This is a genomic window from Paenibacillus arenosi (assembly GCF_014841135.1).
Classification (GTDB): domain Bacteria; phylum Bacillota; class Bacilli; order Paenibacillales; family Paenibacillaceae; genus Paenibacillus_B; species Paenibacillus_B arenosi.
Window position 1 is genome coordinate 22,507 of the sequence record NZ_JACYTN010000031.1, and the last position, 21,801, is coordinate 44,307.

Here is a 21,801-nt window from a genome sequence, read left to right on the forward strand (position 1 = left end):
TGCTGGATACGCTACTAGTTCAACTGGGTATTTTACTGTTAACTCAAAGAACTATTCTAACAACTCAGTTATTGCTACAGATACTATTAATGGTACTTCCTTTGCAAACTCATGGTCTACAGTTCAAACATACCCTGCATCTTCATCTAACAATGTACCCGCCGGTTATATGGGTTCTAAGGCAAGATTATTCAATGGAAACGATGAATTAATTGCAGAAACTTCCTGGGTATACAATGACAAGACAACGTATGTTCTAGATAGCCGCATTGCTACTCGTAACCCCGCAGTTTCGAGAACAGCGTATTATGGGTATGGGATCACGGCTGCATATAATGGTAATGGATATTCACAATATTATACATTTAAAAGCCCAAAACAAAACGGATAGGAGGTAAACTATGAAAACCAGAAAGATTTCTGCCATAACATTTATTATAGGTTTGACAATAAGTGCAGCGGCAGTACCTGTATTTGGATCTAGTTTGCGGAACCGAGGTCTTGAGCAACCTCCTGTATATTCTGTGAATGAGAGTGGATTAACTTACGGTTCTGCAGCCAATGCCGTTTCTGTTGAAACAGAACCTGATTTAATATCTGCTGTGGGCATAGATGGTATTAAAGGTTATGTTTATTCTAAGGATCTTCAAGAAGAGATGCCTAAAACGCCTGAAGAGGCCGTTGCAATCACGAAAGATCATAAAAAAGCTTTATTGGCCAAAAGTTTTGATGGGAAAGCGGTAGTTGTTCGTACTGTTCCACTTTATGATTTAGATGGAAAGACGATTATAGGCCAATTTGCTATTACTGGAGCACCAAATAACAAATAAAACTTAAAACGATTATACTGTTCTACCATCACCAACAAAACTCCCACTACATGTAGTGGGAGTTTTGTTGGTGTCCAGAGCTGATCACGTATCCAACTGGAATCGTTTAATTTACGGTTCACAAGAAAAATCACAAATCAACTTTTAATGAAAGGCCCATCCATTTTTAAAAGATAATCTTCTTTTTACTTCGCCAACTTCTTATTTTCTCTTGGCCATATAAAATAACTAAGCGTAATCAATAAATCTATACCGATTACAATGCCCCATATTCGAAGCGTTCCCATTAAAGCTTCTGTTCTGCTTGTATCGTTCACGTAGTAAATCATCCCGACTAATAGTCCCGCACCAATGATAAAGGCAACAACATGACGAACGAAACTCTTCACGTAATGCTTCGCATGCTCCATCCCATATCTTTTGATCGGCTTCTCACCTTGCTTCGTAATATAGTAGCGAAAGTTCTCATCGGCCCAATCAATCATGCTCTTACCAAAAGCAATCGATACACCAATATAGATGGCTGCGATCGCATGCGCGGTTGTCGCTGTTGCCCCTTGGTAAAGATCAATGCTTGTAGCTACAAGCAAGATGACGTCTACAACAGGTGTTAAGGCTAACAAAAATAACCCTAAACGCTCCTTTTTCAACAAATAACGGGTAACTAATCCAGCACCGATCACGATCCAGAATGCAACTTCACAAGCAATAATAAGTAGGACAATTGCGTTCATATCTGCTCCCCTTTCAGTAGTAATCATCATACAACATCCAGTATTATAAATTATAAAAATTTGAGTTATTTCTACATTTTAAATTTGTACTGTACGTTCTACTACCGAGCTCGGATCGATAGCCAGCTGATTCGTGTATCGAACTTCACCAATCTTGCAGTTCGGGCCAATTCGAATATCCTCACCAACGATCAGATCTGCTTCCACATGGTCAATTTTAATTCTACGCCCCGTAAGACTAGAGCACATTAACTTCTTTCTCCCCAAAGAAAGTAAATTCAAAAAGAAGAGTTTCTCTCTGCCGATATCGATCGTTTCCCCCGCTATGAGGTGTTTTATAGAAGGAGTCCCCCCTTGAAATCGGATATGTACATCTCCCGATGTCAGCGTATCCCCAATCATAACGAAGCCTTTTGCAGAGAAAGATTGTGAATTCACCGATTGATCAGCTTTAAATGAGCCCGAACAGTCGATTCGATCCGCAGTTATGGAGTTAAAATGCCCATGACCATTACTAGACATCTGCTTGGTACTGCAATGGCCTTTTACATGACAAGAACCCGAGCTTTTGAAACTTTCTGTGCTAATACTGCCCTCAAATCGACCATGACCTGCTATATGTACGCTTTTGGATTGAATATCTTGACGATACGTTCCTGCTCCATTAATACGTATATGTTCTGCTGTCTCCACTACACTCGCCCCCATAAGTATCTCTGCGATTATTTTAGAAGATAAATGTTTTAACTATTAAAATATATAATAATTAATATAATTTCAAAAGATTATATTGTCAATAACCCCCATAAAGCATGCACACAAAAAAATAGGCCAACCACAACTCTTTGGCTGACCTATTTATACGGAAACTGCCACATCACTATGCAGCAGCCTACCTTTAATCGATAATTTGGGCCATGAGTTCATTCACTTGTCTGAACACATGGGAGATCGTACGCAGTTTTTGAGCTGGAATTCTTGTGAAAATCTCATATACCTTCTCTTCTCCTGCTTTCGTTAAAGCCACCATAACCACTCTACGGTCTTCCTTTGAACGAATTCTGCATACCAATTGCTGTTCTTCTAGCTTGTCGCACATGGAAGTTGCCGCACCAGCTGTAATAATGAAACGTTCAGCTATTTCCGTAATGCGCATGCTCCCATTCAATTTCAAATCCATCAGCAATGTAATATGATTTTGCGACAACACATCATTACTCGTCAGTATATCGATGAAAGCTTTTGATTTTTGCTGCACGAGACGCATGTCCATCATGATGGCTTGTATATCTACAAACTCTTTATGGTTATCCGCCACTGGACATCCTCCTATATTTTAATAATCATATATTTTATTCATTAAAATATATAGAACGAATATGTTACAGTCAAGTCAAATACACTCTTGGTCTAACTATTTGATGACATCTCCAAGTTGGCGGAAAGTCTTTTTTGTGCTTAAAACATTTCCGGACTAAGGGCTCAGTTTAATGAAAAATACTAAGCAAAAAAAAGGATTACTACTCATAATAAATAGTAACCCTCTTTATGTTTAGCAGTAGAAATTATAAATAACCTCGTGCCTTTAATATCTGCAAGTACTGAGTGAAATAAAGATTATCTACATGAACGTAGGAAGACGGTATCCCTTTTAAAATAGTGAGATCATGTACTATAGTCATACACATACCTTGGACCGTAAAGTTGGTAAGAGTGTCATTATTATTGCTTTCCAGTATTACTCGAATGAGTTGGCCAGATTGTATCTTTTCCCATTCGCTGTTGGCGTAAGTAATTGAGTGGGATTGCCTGTATTCTTCTTGCATTGATTTTTCAAAATCAGAGTATAAGCGATTAAGGATATCGCGGTTATTAATATCATAGCATCTATATATTTGAGTGAAATTTACTTGAGGGTCTGTTTGTAACTCTTCCATTGAGGACTTCGGGATTTCAGTAGCGTCATACCTGCTCCTTAAAAAATCATCAACTACATGGAGCTTATATTCTAATGGAAATTGTTTTTCTAGAAACTTTCCGAGGAGTTGCTGCATGATTGATTACCATCCTATCCTATTAGTCTGGAAAAATGAATGACCACCAATGTGAAGGACATTACTCCGTAAGTATTGGTGCAAGGTGTACATGATGAATGGACACCCTTTATCATGCCCGTATAAATATAGATTCTTTCATATTTATAAAACATTCTTAATCTACCAACATTTCATTTGATTAACTATCCACACACCACACGAACAAGCAAAAACATCAATAAATGTTTCCTTGAAGTCAAAACGCTTGTAATAAGATTTTTTATAAATACAACCACACCCAGTGTAATAATGAGCTTTATTAGTTGTGTCTACGTCATTTATCTCTTCTCCCACCAACTTACGTACAAGACATTTGTTTTCCTCCACAAATGTATCATTACGTAGATACTTCAATCTTAATATCATTTGAAGTACACTCCCTTTGGTACTTTAACAACAACTTGTCTAAATCTTGACTCATTTCAACCATTCTGCCATCGGTCAATTCTAAACCTTTTTGATATGCTTCATTTATTCGGAACCGTAAGAATTCGATCTCTTCAAGCATTCTCATCAGTCCTTGCATAGTAACTATGTAATGGATGAACCCCCTAATTCATCCACCACATGTGTCAAGGTCTCCCCTTGAAATGAATATATCTTTTGTTTCCAACGTCATTCTTCTAATGGAAAGTATGGAAACAAAAAGAAAAAAAGTAGACACTGAATTCAGCATCTACTTTTTGAAAGCCTCTTTAAAAAGAATTGGTAATTTAGATATTAATATTTCTAATTAAACTAATCCTTCTAAAAAAACTGACTCATTTATCTATAATCCAAGGAACACCTCCACCAAAGGGCGTAATCATATCATCCGTATGAATAAACCCTACTGAAAGTAATGTTAAGACTAAAAGAATCGGCGCTTTTAATAATTTTCTTTTCACGCAAACCAATCCTTTCTATTATTCATTAATTTTTTTACTAATTATTTGTTTGTAGATCTCATTCATTTTTCTTACAACCTCAATACTGAGCCGTGAATGATCCTCAAGAATGGCCTCATTTATTAAAACAACACTTTTCAAAGCATTGTCGTATAATCCTATTTCCATATATTTCGAAGCACTTTTTAGGTAAAAATCAAAAGCAACTTCTACATCCTGACTTACTAATGCATTTCCAGCCAATTGGTAGAAATAAGCCATTCTAGCCTTTTTATCAGGTGTCGTATACTTGTCAATTAACGAGTCTTTCATTGCCACTTCGTACTCAAGAAGTCTTCTAGAGGCACCAAGATCACATTTTATTAAGTATAATTCCAATAGCATGGTAACAACATATACGAGATTAAATTCCGATGTAACTTTTAAATATTGCTCTAGTTGCTGTATTCCTAGGTCTACTTTACCAGATCTCCCATTGATACAGCCCGTCATAAAATTAACATTGCCCTGGACAAACTCAAATGAATAATTATTGTATTCAGCAAGAAACATTTTGCTTGTTTCATAATTTTTTAAATAATAATGACAGTTACACATAAGAAACGTAACATGTGCCCTATACTGACTATTGGTTTGGTCAATTTCACTAACAATCTTACAATAATCAAGACAGTCGTTGTATCTTAGAAGACTATAAGAATGATTTGCTAAAGAAAAGTAGAAAATTATTTGATCATCTTCATTCAAAAAATCAGCATAGGATAGTACACTTTTGCCTGTTTGATAAGAGTTCTCTAGCTGAGTAAAATCATTTCGCTCAATCATATAAGTCTTATACATACCTTGTGCAATAAAAGGCATAACCCCATGACTACGCGAATATTTAGTTATTGTCTTAAATAATGCAAATCTAATGGAAGTATCATTTACATGGTTTGCTGTGATAAACATTTGCTTAATAGCGTCATAGCTATCTAAGTGAGGAAGTTCTAAGTACTTTGTAGCAATATCTGTGATGAGGAAAATAGACTTAGAAGTTGAAATAGCTTCTTGGAGTATATCCAGCATGACCTCTGCATTGCGCTCCAAAGAGATGTAAATCCCTATGTAATCATCATAAGATATATCCAATGCCTCTGCAAGCGATTTTATTGTCTTATACTCAGGCTTTCTGACTTCTCCGTTTTCAATTTTGGAGATCGTGCTTTTGCGTATACTCGCCTTCTCAGCTAACTTGTCCATTGTCAATTCTAAATTTGACCTACGGTGTCTGATCATGTCTGCAAAAGTAACAATCATCTCACTTTCACATCCTTTATCATTATAAATCAAATACTATATAGGAATTATGAATGTCTCAGAAGGGATATTTAATTACAAATCTATAGAAAATCGTTTCGGGGGATTTCTCTTTTTGAATCACGAGGAAACCTTAACTGAAAATTCATTATAGCATAATTTTACCAGCAGTCAATGCATATCCATTTAGTTATACACGCTGAATTAATAATGAACATATAGGGGTACAACTATACATGTCATCAGAAAATAAAAGATTAGACTGACCCTGAAAAATGAACGAACGTTCTCCGTTAGCTTAACGAACTCACCGAAGAATGAAATCCGTTAACCACTAATACTGCGGTTCTTTCGGCCATTTTCTCTTTATCCAAGGTAACTTTCCCCGTCGCCCATTGTAGTGCACTTTCATGAATCACTTGTGCAAAGATTGGTGCATAAAAAGCAACTTCCTCCGCTGAACAGAGGGATTCTAGTCCCTTTAACAAGTAAGCTCTCAGCTCTATGATCGCTTTGTCTGTCAACTGCGGTACGACTAATGCTATATAGCTGCTGCGACAATTCATGCTCGGCTGTTGATAGAAATCGCATAAGGCCAATACAAGTTTAGCAATGCCCTGTTGATCGAATGTCACTTCGCCTTTCGTTCGATTTATGATAGCAGTCGATATATATTCCCTCACGATATAATCCAATAGTTCATATTTATCATTAAAGTGCGCATAAAAGGTTGCACGATTCACATGAGCCCCTTTTGTAAGATCAGCAATTGTAATTTTCTCAAAATCCTTTTCATTTACTAAATTAACAAATGCTTGAATCAGAGATTGCTTAGTTGAAGTCATCCGAATATTCCTTACTTTTGTCCCCACTTCATTCACTTCCTTACTAGCTTATTTGAATCAAGTTAACATCTTTCCTAACCTGACAATGTATCAATACTGTTGCTATAGCAACATTCCCTGTCTCATTGTTGGTTGTTCGACGAAAAAGATAATTGTATGTTTATTAAAACAACACATGTTAGTTTAATATAACACGTTTAACATGAAGGGAACAAAATATGAAAACAATATTGATTACAGGTGGAACAGATGGAATCGGAAAAGGAATTGCCACACATTACTTAAAGAAAGGGGATCGCGTTATCGCTGTAGGTAGCTCAGCTGTAAAAGGGAACCTATTCTTACAAGAAGCTAAACAATTAGGAACAGAAGGAAGAGCATTTTTTCTTAAAGCAGATTTAAGTTTAGTTAAAGAGAACAAACGAATCATTCAAGAAGTAAAAAGCAAATTTCTTACGTTGGATATGATTGTTTTATCTGCGACCAGTCACATAATTAGACCCGCATATACGGAAACGGAAGAAGGATTGGAGTTTAACTTCGGGTTGGCTTATCTGAGCAGATTTGTGCTTAGTTTCGGTTTTAAAGAGCTCTTAGAGCAAGCGGATGCTCCCGTCATCGTTAATGTTTGTGCACCAGGTATGAGCAGTGCAGTTCATCTAAATGATATCCAAAGAAAGAACAATTATCACGGTTCTAAAGCCCGCAACCACAACAGCCGATTGAACGATTTGCTCGGCGTTGCTTTTGCCGAAATGGACACGATCAAAAAGATTAAATATGTCCTATTTAACCCGTGGGCTGTACAAACTACCGGTGTGCTGGAGAGAATTGAAAACCCAATTCTTAGGCTGTTCACGAAATTCTTGTTCAAAATAATTGGTAGACCAGTTGAGCAAGCCATCATTCCAATTATTGAGTTGTTGGACACGCCACCAGAGCCTCATTTGACGGCATATATCCAGCGAAAAAAAGTAAGTCTGACGAAGAAAACGTTTGACAGAGACAACGCTCAGAAACTCTACAGAGATACAATTCTATTATTGGAAGAGGTTAAGAAGCGATGAGTAATGATCATTATTAGGCCTCTATTTATCTATTCACACAAAATATTTTACGCCCTTATTCTTTTGTTCTTGCGCGCGTATTGACAATCTTACGCAATCTATATACGCTGAATGTGGTTTTCCTCATTTACAATTTTAACCACAAGAACGAAAGGGGTTTCTGCCATGAATACCGTAATCATTCGTTATTTAAAAGCCGCATTTGTACTATTCTTCGCCGTCTTTGTTTCCCTCATTGCATTCGGAAATATAACCGATTACAACACCAACTTCCAGTTCGTCAAACACGTATTAAGCATGGATACTACGTTCGAAGGAAACACGCTTATGTACCGCGCGATTACGAACCCACTCTTCCATCATATCGGATATATTATCATTATTATCGCGGAAGTTGCAGTTGCCGTGACCGCTTGGATTGGTGGCGTAAAGCTGCTTAAGTATGCAAAGAATGGCGGAGCTATTTATCAAAATTCGAAAAGCTGGGCGTATGTTTCACTCGGTCTCGCTATCACTATCTGGTTTTTCGGGTTTACGACCGTGGGTGGAGAATGGTTTGCCATGTGGATGTCTTCCGAATGGAACGGGTTAGGCGCAGCTGATCGCATCGTAAGTTATATTTTCGGGGTGCTTATCTTCCTATCCCTTAAAAATGACGAGTAAGAAGTATTTGTTCTTCTTCCACGGCTAAAAATTTGAAATCAAACACCGTATCGTTCATCAACCCATTCACATGGGCTCATGCCGAGTATGGTGTTTTTGTTTGGCTGTTTTAGGTAAGATCGTTGCATTTTATCATTTTCATTCATGTATAGTATAATTGAAGTAGGTGATACAAAAATAGGACATTGAATACTCCTATTTGATAACCTATTAATCATTAGGCAGGGAATGATGACGATGACGAAATTATCTTATAGTGGTTTAAAGTATGGAGAAAATGCAGTGGAAATTAACATATTGGTGGATATACAAAATGATTGGTTTGAGATAACGCATACCAAGCATGTGTCACAAGTAATGAATAAATCAACAGGTGAATATATCATAGTCAATCGAAACACCTTAAAATGTGAGATTGTTTGAAATAAATAAACTTTATGCGACTGACTATATCAGTTGCATTTTTTTATGCATGTCTAAGCGTCTCGACAGTTGCCCATTTCATTTACTTATCCAGGAGGTTCCTATGAATTGCACAAGTGTACTGCATCAGATCGAAGTAGCTGTATCAACCGTCATCCAAATATGCGATACGTTAACAGATGAAGACTTGCAGAAAAGACCCACACCTGACAAACACTCTATCGGTGAGCTGCTGGAGCATATCGCTGTCATTTGCGCTGCGGATTGGCGCATCTCTCAAGGGGCGACGCTAGCTGAAATGGAAGACTTCTATTCTAGCGTTTCTTACCCTACTTTAGATTCGATAAAAGCTGGCGTACTTGATAACTTCGCAGCACTTAAACATAACTATATGAATTTAACTGATGAACAGCTGCTTACGGAAACGACTTCCTATTGGGGAAATACATACACCAGATATGAATGGCTGCTAGAAATCATTGCACATCTCTATCATCATAGAGGGCAATTGCACGCGATGCTCGTTCACTGTTATAACAAAGACCCGAAGGTCATGTTGTTTGAATAAGTTGTCAAAGCGAGCAATTGATAGTAATGGAATGATTTTAAACTTGGGCTAAAAGGTTAAAGTACTATCTAATGTCAGGTGCTTATTTAGAAGCATTAAAGCTTGTTATTTCTTATAACCTTGTAATTTGCATGAATGTTATAAGATCAGGGGGTAATGAAAAGTTGGAAGTGAAAGGATGAGAATTATGACAAAATCATCGAGCAGTCTAGTAGACATATTGAAGGAGAGCGGAGAGGCTCGCATCAAAGGAATCGCCCGCTTCATAGAGGAGCATGTTGCACAACATTGGGAGGACGTGCTTGTAAACAATCAGGAGAAGCTGCAAAAAGCCTATGAAGAAGCTGGCGATGCAGCCTATGGCACGTATTTGAATTTGCTGTTTCTTCCTGTTCACCGGCAATTAAAAGAGGCTGGCATCACACCTGAGCCTAGATTTCCTGGAGAATTTGAGATTTCACGAGAATGGGGCAACGAACAGGAAACTCATCAACAGCGTTGGATGTGGAGTACGGTATATGGTCCGCAACAAGAGCCAATTGGTACAATTGTCACGATCATCTATCATGACCATACCCAATATCGAGTTCCACAACAGCCGGAAATTTTAGCATTAACCGAAGTTGGCAAAGAAGCTGTAGTAGAAGTTTTGTCCGCTCACTCCCCTCAATTTGCCCAAGCGCCAGAGTTTACAGTTGAGTATGAGCTGTACTTGAAAAGTCTTGAATAAGCTTAATCGGAATGGCAAATGACCGTTCCTACAGTCTAAAAAGGCTTATGTAATCTTCATTCCATCATAGAAAAAGCCGCCCAACACTCATGTGTTCAGCGGCTTTCCCTTCTCAATGATTTCAAATATCGGACAAATCACAACGATGTGGGCACATGAATATAGTAGGCAATCACCCACTTTAGAAAGGCGGGATATTGCCCATGTCTACCGATAGCACAACAGCCTTGCTTAGCTCTCCTTCTTTGAACTTATCCTTTGACTTAAGATCAGCGCCATTTTATCAAAAAAATGCCCAAAACTTTATTCTTCAGCAATTCGCCAAGCAGCTGCCCGTGATGCAAAATTTAGGCTTACTCGACATTTACCTGGGCAAAGGAAACAGTGTTGAGGCCCATTGGCATCCGAATGCAGCTGAGCTTGTATACGTTATACAAGGAGAAGCGATTGTCTCCGTACTTAATCCCTTTACGCTGCAAGTACTTACCTATCGCGTCAAACCGCCCCAAACCGTATATATCCCTATGGGCTGGTGGCACTGGGAAATCGCGCTTACGGATCGTACCCACTTGTTAGCTATTTTCGATAATCATGCTGCGCAAACGGTATTCGGCTCAGATGTATTTCGCAAGACGCCGCCAGAAGTGTTCCAGATTATTTACGGCGTAAATGCTGCACAGCTTGCTGAAGTACTTAAGCCGATTAATCAGACTGTCATTATTGGTCCGCCGGATGCTACTCAAGCCCAATTACAGCAAGGGGTTCCTTTCCAGTATTAAATTCACTTTCCAAAATACAGGACTGAATTCGATGTTGATGTTGATGTATAGTCATTCACCTTTCAAAAAATGCCACCCGCTCCAGGGTGGCATTTGCTAGGAAATCGACGTGTTGAAATTAGCGTATTTAATAGCATCATTTGAATTAAATATTTTCGTTCTTCAATGCTTCAACAATATTTTGTCCTTTATGTTTTCTAGTCGCATAGATTATGGTCAAGCCTACAATAAAGAACACGCCCACTACTGCTAGGATCATATCCACCCAAGGTAGCGTAAAATCAAAGGAGAAATTACGGCTTAAAATCTTATAGATGATATAGATTACACCTAAGCTAATAGGCAACCCGTAAAGCAGCGACTTCATGGCATAAAATAATCCTTCAAAGCGTATCATTTGTTTCATGCTCTTTGGAGTCATGCCAACCGAAGTTAACATGGCGAACTCTCTTTTTCTTAAAGCCATGCCTGTTGAAATCGTATTAATTATGGTTGCCGTACATATAAGCCCTATGAGAATGACAAAGCCATATAAGAACACGGATATGACCGTAGCCCGATCCAACTCAGATTGCCGTTGCTCGATCAGATTGTTCGTAAAGGCATCTACACTAGGATAGCCATTTGTAATAGGCACAATTTCATTCTCCAAAGCAGTAGACTGTTCGGTTGTAAATTGAACCTCGCTGTTCAAATAGTTAGCCAGATGAACATTACCCATTTGTTGAAGCATGCTGTCAAATCCATGCTCTGAAACAACAAGCGTTACAGTAGAAGGACTTTCCTGGTAGTGATACATAAATGGTGGACGTTTATCCGTAATGGATGCGATCCGGATGTTCCATTTCACCTCCGATCCATCTTCATTAATACTTAAAGGCAGTTCCGTTCCTTCGCTAACGTTCAATTGAGTGATGTCTGTAAAAATCCGTTTTTCTTTCAAGGTGAACCGATTTACAAGTACTGCCTGGATGTTAGCATCCTCGAGCTTATTATTATTTATACCTATCGTTTGTAGATAGTTTGTAAAAGAGGTGTCATCGAGCGAAACAATGTCGGCATTCAAAGTGTAAGCACCCTCGTATGGTGCTAGTCGCTTAGCAATGTCCATCGCAACTTGATCTTCTTTAAGGTTTAGTGCTGCAGAAAGTGTTTGAGTCTTTACTTTACTTGAAACATGTTTGACAGTCATCAATTCGTTTGTTAATGACTTCACTCCTGCCAAATCATCGCCGCTTACGTAGACGGATACATCGTATGGAACTGGTGCTTGTGCCATGTTATAAGATTTCTCTAAATAAAGCGAAAAAGAAGAGGCTGCTAAAAATAAAATGACACTGATAGCAAGAGAAAAGACAGTTGTACGATAGTGATGTTTGTTTCTCTTTATATTTTTTAATCCAAGCTCCGCTTCAAATCCAAACCACTTACGAGTTACTTTTGATGTACGAACATCATTACTTTTCATTTCAATATCTTTGTTCTGTCTAATCGCGCTTATCGTAGTAATTCTAGATGCTCTAACGGCTGGCAACCATGCCGAAATGAAAAGCGTTACAATAGAAACCAAGATCACAGCAATGATGGTAAACGGTTCTAGTATTAGACGAATTGGCTCACTGACTGAAAACATTTTTTGAATAAACGGACTAAGTAGCTCAAAGGTAACACCAATACCTATTGAACCAAATAGCAATCCAACCGGTATGGCGAATAAGCCAATTACTGTCGCCTCAAAAAATACAGAAGCTCTCTTTTGTTGTTTGGTTGCCCCTACACTGGAGAGCATCCCTAGAGCACGACTACGCTCTGATAGCGAGATTGCGAACGCGTTATATATAAGCGATATCGAGCCAATCATAATAATCGTACCAATCGTGATAACAGCCAGATACATAGTTGTAACAAATCTAGCGTCATTCGAAATCCCGGAATATAGCAGAAGGTTGCGATGATACTCGATTTTTACTCCTTTTGATTTCACTTGGTCTTTTACTCGATGTACGTTGCTGGCGATATTGTCACTAACCTTATAGACGTCGGTCCCCCATTTTTTATAATCCTTATATTCAACGCTTACGGTGTAAGGGGAACCTGCCTTCAAATGCTTCTCAGAAAGGCCGCTAAATGCACGGTAAGCAGCTGCTGCTTCATACTCTCGTGCAGGTGCTTGAACAATGCCGGTAATCGTGTAGGTTTTGCGGCTTGCGGGCGTAAAAACTTCATCTATGGAGTGGGAATAATTGTTATCTAATGTTAATTTCTTTCCTTCTTCCGTTCTGCTGCGCTCACCAAATTCCAATGTAACTACATCACCGACCTTCCATCGAACACCGGAGGTCTGCGTAAATTGCTTTGAAATAACCAGTTCATCTTCCGTTTTAGGCAAGCGGCCTTCAATGGTGCTCACCGCTAGCAAATCGTGATTACTATGTTCCGTAATATATAAGTAGGGCTTTTTGCTATTTTTAGCGTTTGCAAGCCGTGCAACACCTAGCTCGTTTTCTATATCATACCCTTCAATTTCTTCCTTATTTGTAATACGGTCTACATCTTCCCCTGCAACATCAAGAAATGCAGCATTCCATTTGCCACTAAAATGAATAGCTTCTCTTTGCATCATATCCATAAAAGAAGCCTTAATCGTAAATACGGCTGTAAGCATGGCCACCGAAATAATTACCCCAATGATGGTAACAATCGTGCGGCTTTTATTATGTTTCATATAACGCAAGGTGAGCTGATTGATGATATTCACCGTCGGATCACCTCGTCTTTTGAAATCATGCCATCCTGAATGGAAATAATCCGGTCTGCTTGCATAGCTATGTTTTCATCATGGGTGATAATAATAAGTGTTTGATTTCGCTCTTTGTGTAACTTTTTCAAAAGGCTTATCACATCAGCACTGTTTTTGCTATCCAGATTACCGGTTGGCTCATCTGCCAGTACGATAGCTGGACTGTTAATCAAGGCACGACCGATAGAAACACGCTGCTGTTGGCCACCAGACAGCTGGTTGGGCAAATGCTTTAATCGCTGTTGAAGGCCTAAAATTTCTACAATGTTAGAAAGGTTATCTTGATTTACTTCTCTACCGTCTAATAGCAAAGGCAATGTGATGTTTTCCTCCACATTAAGTACAGGAATCAGGTTGAAGAATTGATAGATAAGCCCGATTTGCCTACGTCTAAATATGGCCAGAGCCGTTTCATTCATGGCGTATATATCGGTGTTATCAACCACTACCTTACCCGATGTGGGCATATCAACGCCCCCCAATATATGCAAGAGTGTAGACTTGCCTGAACCTGATGGGCCAATAATGGCCACAAACTCTCCTTTTTGTACGGAAAAAGAAATATGGTTTAGTGCAGTTACGGCTGTCTCACCGTCACCGTATGTTTTCGACAAGTTTTCTACTCGTAAAATCTCCATCTTGAACCTCCTAGATTGTTTGTTGTTACCTTTAATTTACTTGGCTAAGATGTCTTGTCGGTGACATTCTATCTTACAATTTAGTCACTAAACCATTTGTTTGAAAAATTTGATGGTAAACGTTGTGCCCGCACCAAGCTGACTTTCCATGACGATATCGGCACTTTGACTTTGCAGAATCGATTTAGACATTGCCAAGCCTATTCCAATACTGTCAGGACCCGCGTTTTTCCCTTTATAAAATCGTTCAAAAATGTACGGGGCATCTTCTCGGCCAATGCCCTCACCACTGTCGGTAATAATCATTCGCGTATACAAAGGTGTCTCTTCACAAGCAATCGTAATCCTGCCTCCGACTGGCGTATGCTCGATCCCATTTTTAATGACGTTCAAGATCGCTTCGACGGTCCAGTTTTCATCTACCGACACCATAAGATTTGGATCACAGGAAATCGTAAGCTGTTGATTTTTTAATTCCATAGGGATAAGAAGCGGCTCCAATGCTTTGTCTACTAGTTTCTTGACAGATACAGGCTCCTTTTTGAACGTAACACGTTGCACATCAATTTTGGATAGCTTAAGCAATGAAGTTACGAGCCATTCAATACGCTTCAATTGATTGAGTATGTTGCCTACGAACTCTTCCCTTTTCTCAGGAGGTAGACTAGGGTTGTTTAACAAATCTGCCATGACAAACATGGAGGTGAGAGGTGTCTTTAATTGATGCGAAATATTAGACAACGTTTCGGCCAAATATAATTTATCCTTTTTCAAATGAACAGACAGTTCCGATAACGTTAACGTGACTTTGTAAATATCATTTTTCAATATACTTAATTCGCCTTCTCTGTTGTCTCGTATATCCATAGTGGGTTGACCAGAATAAACAGAAGCCAAATAGTCAGATAACTTTTTGATGTCTCGAAAACGTTTAAGAGTAAACAGAAAGAAACAGAAAAAGAGCAGGGATAACGTAGCCATGGCTACAACTCCTGCTTTCCAGTCCATCATCCAGATAACCGAAGTGCCAATAATAGATATAACTACGCAAAAAGTGAATAATGCCCATATGCTCTTATTTCTAATCATGATTTCCACCCATACGATAGCCTAGTCCGCGCACGGTTTCGATGACTTTGGAATTTTGGTTGCTATCCTCTAGCTTATCTCGCAATCGCTTAATGTAAACAGAAAGCGTATTGTCATTTATAAAGCTGCCATCCAAATCCCAAATACCTTCTAACAGCTGATTTCTGGTTAAAGCTTGTCCTTTATTATTCATAAATGTTAATAGTAAGCGATATTCCAAAGCGGTTAACACTACTTCCTCAGTCCCTCTGTATACTTTAGCCTGCTTTGTATTTACAACAATATTTCCAACCTTCACCACATCATTCGAAGCGTATGCCTTTGTATAATGCTTAATTGCTGATTTCATTCTGCTAGTTAATTCTCGAATACGAAATGGTTTGGTAATATAATCGTCCGCCCCCATATCTAATCCGCGAACGACGTTGATCTCATCATCGCATGCCGTCAGAAAAATAACAGGAGCTTCCTGATTATCTTTAATATACTCGCACACCTCATAGCCACTGCCATCCGGCAAAGTTAAATCAAGTAAATAAATATCAAAATGCTGTAATCTGATTGTTTCCAATGCCATTTGCTTATTTTCACAAATAAATACTTCATAACCTTCGCTAGTAAGCGAATAATGCAATCCATCGGCAATCGTTTTGTCATCTTCTACGATTAGTACTTTCATGTCTTGTTTCCTCCAATTGCATATAATGGGGTACTATTTCGCTAATGATTCTTCTCATGATATGTAATGGATAAAGTAAATCATAAATGAGATACGTATCGCAAACTATCATAATCTACTTTCATTGTTTAGACAAAGTCGGTCGCAATTGTGCCACGCCTCAAGGGTTGAGTCTGAACAAAAATAAAAACAGCGTAATCTTGGACTACTAAAGTCCTGGACTACACTGTTTTTCCTGTTCATTGATTCATTCGGAGCAATCCGTTATTTTTTCCACGGTGTTTCTGTTTTATGTTCAATTATGTGTACTACCTTTGGTTCAACAGCTTTTTTCATAAGCCGTAATGTATCCTTATCTACAGAACTTCCTTCCTTTTCGTCACCTTGAATTTGCTTTTTAGCCTGTGTCGTTGCAATTACATCAACGACTTGCTGCTTAGACACCTTTTTAGCTGCCGCAATCTCGACTACCGTTTTACCTTTAGCTATTTCCTGCTTTAATTCCGCTGCACTCATGTCAAGTAAAGCAAACAGGTTTTCGTCATTTAAAAAATAATCCGCTGTCTTATCTGGCTTTCCATCCAAGGAGAAGAAACCGTCTACAGCAGGTGCAGTTCCACCTCCGGCAAGCGAAAGACTGATCGTGTTGCTATGAACGAAGACCTGGAAGAACGCTATATCTTCACCCTTTTTCGTGTAGTTCAACATAAACGTTTTATTATCCGAATTTTCCATTTGCTCCATTCTAAACTCGTAGTTCTCACTGTCACCATACATTTTATCAATAAGCGTATCTACTTTCGCCTTCATTTCTTTTTCCGTTAAAGAAACAACTGGCTTTGCCTGAGGCTCCCAATTTACTTGATCAATGTGATCAATTGCACCCGCTACACCAATATCAAGTCTAATTTTTTTACCGGAAGCGCCCTTTTCCTGTAGAACAAGACTCGTTTGGATCGCTTTCTTATCCTTTGAATTTGCGGCATCTCCTTCAACGCGGCTTGCTTCAATAATGTTAAATGATTTTGTTTCGGGAAATGCGTCATACAGCTTCTCTAGGGCTTCTTTACTGACTTTATCAAGCTTGACTTGTTCATCTGTCATTGGCGTTCTTGTTAGCAGCTCAATTAACGGAGGTGCAGCGAAGACTGCACTCGGAATCAAAATTGCAGCAGCAATCATTCCACCAAGTAAACGTTTTTTCATAAATATATCGCTCCTTTTTCGTTGTAGGTGTTTAGAATATGATTGTTCAATTCGTTGGGTAAGCGCCGGGGGGCACTCCATCGATCCAGCCTCTTTGTGCAGATATTCACGGATTTTGTGTTCCATAGGCATTGATCGTTTCCATCCTTTCCAGCGGGAGATTTCCTACGTGTTTTCGAAGTGCCTGCATGGCAGCATGATATCTAGATTTAACGGTACCCAACGGAATATCGAGCAGAGTCGCAATTTCTTCAAGCGCATAGTCATGAAAAAAGCGGAGGATAATGACTGCTCGCTGTTTGTCAGTAAGTGACTGAATTGCCTGCGATATCTCCTGTTCCATTCCCTCTGTCATCACAGCGGGCTTATCCCAATGATGCTCTTCCCGGGAGAAAATACGGATGCGTTCAAAAATCCGGAATCTCCTCCAACGCTTAACCCGAAATCGTTGCACTTGACGAATGACAAGGCCGTGCAACCAGAACTGGAAAGGACGACTCGTATCATAGTTCACCAGTGAAGTCCACATTTGCATATAAATTTCGTTCATAATATCTTCCCGATCCTGCTTATGATCCACCAGAAAGGAGACGGTTCGATAAACATCTCGATAGGTGGCCTCATACATGGTCTGAAACGCCTCTTGATCTCCGTCTATCATTTGTTGAAGCAATTGGTACAAATATTTACTTTCCATTCAGAGGGCCCTCCTGAATAAGCTTACACCCTATATTGTCGCTGTCTCGAAAAAAGGTTCGGTACTTTTATTTAAAAGTACAAAAAAACACCCCCGCTAGAATCTTCCTTATTAGCCCAGCTAATAACTACTCATTCTACCGATAGGGTGTTAGTTGCTTAAAACGTCATCGCTTGACCATGTCTTGCTAGATACTGTTCCTTCTCCTTATAGTCTGGCATGATGCTACCTACGCGCCGCCAGAAGGATCGATCGTGATTCATATGATGCAAATGGCATAATTCATGAATGACTACATAATCAATCACTTCAATAGGCGCCATTGCCAGACGATAATTAAAAGTTAACTTTTTATCAGAACTGCAGGTGCCCCACTTCGTTCTAGACTCCACAATTTCGAAGGATTTCGGCTTCACCTTCAAATCATTTTGATAGATTTTAATCCGTTCCCCGATTATTTTTTTACAGCTAGCGAAGTAGAACTTCTTGAGCTTTAGCTTAAGTTCCTCTTCTGATAAACCGTCCATATCTATTAATTCATGCAGCAAGTATTCTTTGCCTAAATGAAGAAAGGTTCCCGCATCGTCGTACTCCCTCCACTTGGTTGGCCCCGCTTTAGCCGCTTCTATTTTCCGCAAATTTTCACTGATCCACTTGCTATATTGTTCAACCGCACTTCGTATCGTTTCTTCCGTCATCTCTTTAGGCACTTTGATCGAAACACGACCGAACGAATCCATATGAATCGTGGTTTTCTTTCTGCGCCCGTATTGTACATCAACATGTATGATTTGATTATCTATTTGAACTTGCATATTCACCATCATCTCTATCTACTTTTGTTAGGATAGATGACTGCCCATCCACTGTTTGCGCTCCAAGCAGTAGAGCAGATATCCTGTATTTATTTTACCATAACCGTTTAGAAGTAGATTCCTTTATATGAAACAAGATATTTTTATTCTAAAACAACCTATATATATTGTTAAACAATAAATAATGTATTATAATAACATTGATTTCAAGTAAATGAGGTGTTTAAGGATGAAACGTGCATCCACTTTATTTTTAAAGATTTGCGTATTTCTAATGGCTTTGCCAGCGCTTGCTGTCTGCGTACTGGCGCTTCTCTCTTTGTTTCGAGAAACTAACGATCAATTTCCAGGCAAACTTTATGCAGTCGATATCGTTTATTTCGCAGCCGTAATTCCTTATTTCATCGCACTGTATCAGGCATTTACATTACTCGGCTATATTGATAAAAATATCGCTTTTTCTGAGCTGTCCGTCCGCGCATTACAGAAAATCAAATACTGCGGCATCAGTATAGGCATTATTTTTGTGGCAATGGAACCCGTGTTGTACATGATGGCTATAGAAGAGGAGGCGCCAGGGCTGGTTGTGATTGGGTTGGTTATAGCCCTCGCCTCGTTTGTCGTTGCTGTATTCGGTGCTCTGCTGGAGCGATTGTTGCAAAACGCCATTCATCTCAAATTAGAAAATGAACTTACGGTTTAAGAAGTCGAAGTGCCCCATCACGAAAATATCTAACACAAAAAGGCAGCCCATAGGCTGCCTTTTCCTCACACATCCTAAATCCCTCTAGAACATGCTTCCTTCTATAGTTGTGGGCCCGCTGCGCGTATCGCCTCAGATGCATCACTGAACTTCTCGAAATTGTGCTGGAAGCGCTGTGCGTGTTGCTTAGCCTGACGATCATAGTCCTCTTTGTCCGCCCATACCTGTCTTGGATCGAGCAGCTCACTAGGTACATGCGGGATTGTGTCAGGGATATGTGTCCCAAATATCGGGTGCGGCGTAAACTGAGCATCCTCGATACTTCCATTAATAATGGCTGTAATCATAGCCCTTGTATAAGCCAAATCTATCCGTTTACCAGTGCCATATGCACCACCGCCCCAGCCTGTATTGACGAGATAGACACGAGCATTGTGCTTCGTAATCTTGTCACCTAGCATTTCTGCATACACGCTTGGTTTTAACGGAAGAAATGGTCCGCCGAAGCATGCAGAGAACGTCGCTTCTGGCTCTGTAACGCCCCGCTCCGTTCCAGCCAACTTGGACGTGTAGCCGGATAGGAAGTGATACATCGCTTGCTCCTTCGTCAACTTAGAAACAGGAGGCAGCACACCATACGCATCGGCTGTTAAGAAAATAATGACGTTCGGATGACCCGCTACTCCAGGAATAACGGAGTCCTCGATGTAATCAATCGGGTATGCAGCACGTGTATTTTCAGTTAGTTCGTTGCTGCTGTAATCTGCTTCACCAGACGCGGCATCGATAGACACATTTTCAAGCACCGAGCCAAATCGAATCGCATTCCAAATTTGTGGCTCTTTCTTCTCAGTCAGCCCAATGCACTTCGCATAGCAGCCACCTTCGAAATTAAACACCCCTGCATCAGACCAACCATGCTCATCATCACCGATTAATCTGCGCTCTGGATCCGCTGATAATGTCGTCTTTCCTGTTCCCGATAAACCGAAGAACAAAGCCGTATCCCCAGCTTCACCAACATTAGCCGAACAATGCATCGGCATAACATCTTGGAATGGCAATAAGTAATTTAGCACACTAAAGATCGATTTTTTCATCTCACCCGCGTAATGAGTTCCGCCGATAAGCACGATTTTTTTAGAAAAAGATATCGCGATAAAGGTCTCTGAGTTGGTTCCATCTGTAATTGGATCCGCTTTCAAACCTGGTAATGTAATAACAGTGAATTCTGCCTTGTGTGACAGTAATTCTTCTGTGGTAGGACGAATAAATAACTGATGTACGAATAGATTTTGCCATGCATATTCGTTGATTACTCGGATTGGCAAACGATAGTCTTTATCTGCGCCTGCATAACCATCGAAAATATAAAGCTTACGATTGGCCATATAATCGATCGCTTTTTCATGAAGCAGATCAAATTGTTCAGGAGTCAGTGATTGATTCACGCCACCCCATGCAATATGATTAATCGTCTGCTCTTCTTTCACGATGAATTTGTCCTTCGGAGAGCGGCCTGTAAATTTGCCTGTCTCGACTTGCAGCGCGCCAGCTGACGTCAGATGCCCTTCGCCATGAAGAAGTGCGGATTCTACTAGCTTCACAACCGGCAAGTTCCTTTGCATCGTATCTACATCTAAATCAGCAACATGCATGTTTGCCCTGCTATTCGCGGTCACGGTAATTCCTCCTATATTTGCCTCAGCTTCTTATTATTCAGCGTACATATTTACGGGTACATCGAGACTTCTGTGCAATTGGCGGCACTCCGGTTGATCACATACACCATAATAAACAACCATTCTGTTCGTATTCAACGTTTCTACTTGAGAGTTACAATGCTTGCAAATGATGACACCCATATTTACGTTCAATTCGTTCATGGATTCGTTCATGCTTCATTCATCCTCCCTATAACGTATAATATATTTTATATGCAGACTGTTGTGGAAATAATGTACATCATTTTTTAATGATGCGCAATATATAATGGTTTTTTGGTCATAAAGTTTTTTTATTATATCTTTTTGTTTTTTTAATTACATAATGTTCATATTGTTCATGCTAATTCCGACAGAAAAAGACCTCCCATTACAGCAATGTCATTAAGTTAAACTCATAAACTAAATCTTAAAAGAAAATATTATCTAAAACGGCATGGTGAAGTTCCCTATGCCGTTGTTTTTTTGTGCAAGCAAGGAAAAATGCGCACAACAAACTAAGCGGATAGAATTGCCGCTTTAAAAATTG

General features: G+C 39.4%; 25 protein-coding genes. 8 read left to right on the forward strand and 17 right to left on the reverse strand.

Annotated features, from left to right (window positions below; genetic code table 11):
• Positions 1-401: 401 nt before the first annotated feature.
• Complete coding sequence (locus tag IFO66_RS21740) at positions 402-830, forward strand: peptidase M56 BlaR1 (protein ID WP_192027131.1); 429 nt, start codon at positions 402-404, stop codon at positions 828-830.
• Positions 831-1,015: 185 nt separating this feature from the next.
• Here IFO66_RS21740 and IFO66_RS21745 read toward each other — a convergent pair whose 3' ends face one another.
• The 8 genes from IFO66_RS21745 to IFO66_RS21775 all read right to left on the reverse strand — a co-directional run bounded on the left by IFO66_RS21745 (position 1,016) and on the right by IFO66_RS21775 (position 6,691).
• Entirely contained in the window at positions 1,016-1,564 is a 549-nt protein-coding gene (locus tag IFO66_RS21745) for a hypothetical protein (protein WP_192027132.1), read from the reverse strand.
• A gap of 78 nt (positions 1,565-1,642) precedes the next feature.
• Complete coding sequence (locus IFO66_RS21750) at positions 1,643-2,257, reverse strand: hypothetical protein (RefSeq protein ID WP_192027133.1); 615 nt, start codon at positions 2,255-2,257, stop codon at positions 1,643-1,645.
• A gap of 205 nt (positions 2,258-2,462) precedes the next feature.
• Positions 2,463-2,882 carry a MarR family winged helix-turn-helix transcriptional regulator gene (locus IFO66_RS21755; RefSeq protein WP_337913549.1) on the reverse strand — a complete coding sequence of 140 codons (420 nt, stop codon included), beginning with the start codon at positions 2,880-2,882 and terminating at the stop codon, positions 2,463-2,465.
• A 247-nt stretch (positions 2,883-3,129) separates the two neighbouring features.
• The gene (locus IFO66_RS21760) at positions 3,130-3,618 is read right to left on the reverse strand and encodes a hypothetical protein (protein ID WP_192027134.1); all 489 of its coding nucleotides are present in this window, start codon (positions 3,616-3,618) and stop codon (positions 3,130-3,132) included.
• A 379-nt stretch (positions 3,619-3,997) separates the two neighbouring features.
• Positions 3,998-4,186 carry an aspartyl-phosphate phosphatase Spo0E family protein gene (locus tag IFO66_RS24415; protein ID WP_420488691.1) on the reverse strand — a complete coding sequence of 63 codons (189 nt, stop codon included), beginning with the start codon at positions 4,184-4,186 and terminating at the stop codon, positions 3,998-4,000.
• A gap of 235 nt (positions 4,187-4,421) precedes the next feature.
• Positions 4,422-4,547: a hypothetical protein gene (locus IFO66_RS24155; RefSeq protein WP_273015781.1), complete on the reverse strand. Its 126-nt coding sequence runs from the start codon at positions 4,545-4,547 to the stop codon at positions 4,422-4,424.
• An 18-nt stretch (positions 4,548-4,565) separates the two neighbouring features.
• Positions 4,566-5,846, reverse strand: coding sequence for a helix-turn-helix domain-containing protein (locus IFO66_RS21770; protein ID WP_192027136.1), 1,281 nt, complete (start codon positions 5,844-5,846; stop codon positions 4,566-4,568).
• Between the two features lie 293 nt (positions 5,847-6,139).
• Positions 6,140-6,691 (reverse strand): TetR/AcrR family transcriptional regulator, encoded by a 552-nt coding sequence (locus tag IFO66_RS21775; protein WP_225445977.1) that lies wholly within the window; start codon positions 6,689-6,691, stop codon positions 6,140-6,142.
• A 218-nt stretch (positions 6,692-6,909) separates the two neighbouring features.
• Between IFO66_RS21775 and IFO66_RS21780 the strand changes: the two genes are divergently transcribed.
• The 6 genes from IFO66_RS21780 to IFO66_RS21800 all read left to right on the forward strand — a co-directional run bounded on the left by IFO66_RS21780 (position 6,910) and on the right by IFO66_RS21800 (position 10,921).
• Positions 6,910-7,758 carry an SDR family NAD(P)-dependent oxidoreductase gene (locus IFO66_RS21780; protein ID WP_192027138.1) on the forward strand — a complete coding sequence of 283 codons (849 nt, stop codon included), beginning with the start codon at positions 6,910-6,912 and terminating at the stop codon, positions 7,756-7,758.
• Between the two features lie 165 nt (positions 7,759-7,923).
• Entirely contained in the window at positions 7,924-8,421 is a 498-nt protein-coding gene (locus IFO66_RS21785) for a DUF2165 family protein (protein WP_192027139.1), read from the forward strand.
• A 237-nt stretch (positions 8,422-8,658) separates the two neighbouring features.
• A complete protein-coding gene (locus IFO66_RS24270) occupies positions 8,659-8,844 on the forward strand; it encodes a hypothetical protein (RefSeq protein ID WP_337913551.1) in 186 nt (61 codons plus the stop codon).
• Between the two features lie 103 nt (positions 8,845-8,947).
• Complete coding sequence (locus IFO66_RS21790) at positions 8,948-9,412, forward strand: DinB family protein (RefSeq protein ID WP_192027140.1); 465 nt, start codon at positions 8,948-8,950, stop codon at positions 9,410-9,412.
• Between the two features lie 187 nt (positions 9,413-9,599).
• On the forward strand, positions 9,600-10,142 hold the full coding sequence (locus tag IFO66_RS21795; RefSeq protein ID WP_192027141.1) for a DUF6022 family protein: 543 nt from the start codon (positions 9,600-9,602) through the stop codon (positions 10,140-10,142).
• A gap of 203 nt (positions 10,143-10,345) precedes the next feature.
• A complete protein-coding gene (locus IFO66_RS21800; RefSeq protein ID WP_192027142.1) occupies positions 10,346-10,921 on the forward strand; it encodes a cupin domain-containing protein in 576 nt (191 codons plus the stop codon).
• Between the two features lie 145 nt (positions 10,922-11,066).
• On the opposite strand, the gene IFO66_RS21805 is transcribed toward IFO66_RS21800, so the two are convergent.
• From IFO66_RS21805 to IFO66_RS21835, 7 genes are all read right to left on the reverse strand, one after another.
• The gene (locus tag IFO66_RS21805; RefSeq protein ID WP_192027143.1) at positions 11,067-13,679 is read right to left on the reverse strand and encodes an FtsX-like permease family protein; all 2,613 of its coding nucleotides are present in this window, start codon (positions 13,677-13,679) and stop codon (positions 11,067-11,069) included.
• Positions 13,676-14,359 carry an ABC transporter ATP-binding protein gene (locus tag IFO66_RS21810; protein WP_192027144.1) on the reverse strand — a complete coding sequence of 228 codons (684 nt, stop codon included), beginning with the start codon at positions 14,357-14,359 and terminating at the stop codon, positions 13,676-13,678. Before IFO66_RS21810 ends, IFO66_RS21805 begins: the two co-directional genes overlap by 4 nt.
• Positions 14,360-14,446: 87 nt before the next feature.
• On the reverse strand, positions 14,447-15,448 hold the full coding sequence (locus IFO66_RS21815) for a sensor histidine kinase (RefSeq protein ID WP_192027145.1): 1,002 nt from the start codon (positions 15,446-15,448) through the stop codon (positions 14,447-14,449).
• Entirely contained in the window at positions 15,441-16,127 is a 687-nt protein-coding gene (locus IFO66_RS21820) for a response regulator transcription factor (protein ID WP_192027146.1), read from the reverse strand. The genes IFO66_RS21815 and IFO66_RS21820 overlap by 8 nt, the downstream gene beginning before the upstream one ends.
• 264 nt (positions 16,128-16,391) lie before the next feature.
• Positions 16,392-17,465, reverse strand: a complete 1,074-nt coding sequence (locus tag IFO66_RS21825) for a hypothetical protein (RefSeq protein WP_192027147.1) — start codon at positions 17,463-17,465, stop codon at positions 16,392-16,394.
• Positions 17,440-18,030 (reverse strand): sigma-70 family RNA polymerase sigma factor, encoded by a 591-nt coding sequence (locus IFO66_RS21830; RefSeq protein WP_192027148.1) that lies wholly within the window; start codon positions 18,028-18,030, stop codon positions 17,440-17,442. The genes IFO66_RS21825 and IFO66_RS21830 overlap by 26 nt, the downstream gene beginning before the upstream one ends.
• Before the next feature lie 158 nt (positions 18,031-18,188).
• Positions 18,189-18,857 carry a M48 family metallopeptidase gene (locus IFO66_RS21835; protein WP_420488692.1) on the reverse strand — a complete coding sequence of 223 codons (669 nt, stop codon included), beginning with the start codon at positions 18,855-18,857 and terminating at the stop codon, positions 18,189-18,191.
• 217 nt (positions 18,858-19,074) lie between these two features.
• Between IFO66_RS21835 and IFO66_RS21840 the strand changes: the two genes are divergently transcribed.
• Positions 19,075-19,548 (forward strand): DUF2975 domain-containing protein, encoded by a 474-nt coding sequence (locus IFO66_RS21840; RefSeq protein WP_192027149.1) that lies wholly within the window; start codon positions 19,075-19,077, stop codon positions 19,546-19,548.
• Between the two features lie 101 nt (positions 19,549-19,649).
• Here the strand turns inward: IFO66_RS21840 and pckA are convergent, their stop codons facing one another.
• On the reverse strand, positions 19,650-21,206 hold the full coding sequence (gene pckA, locus IFO66_RS21845; RefSeq protein ID WP_192027157.1) for a phosphoenolpyruvate carboxykinase (ATP): 1,557 nt from the start codon (positions 21,204-21,206) through the stop codon (positions 19,650-19,652).
• A gap of 57 nt (positions 21,207-21,263) precedes the next feature.
• Positions 21,264-21,446 carry a GapA-binding peptide SR1P gene (locus tag IFO66_RS21850; RefSeq protein WP_192027150.1) on the reverse strand — a complete coding sequence of 61 codons (183 nt, stop codon included), beginning with the start codon at positions 21,444-21,446 and terminating at the stop codon, positions 21,264-21,266.
• Positions 21,447-21,801 lie beyond the last annotated feature (355 nt).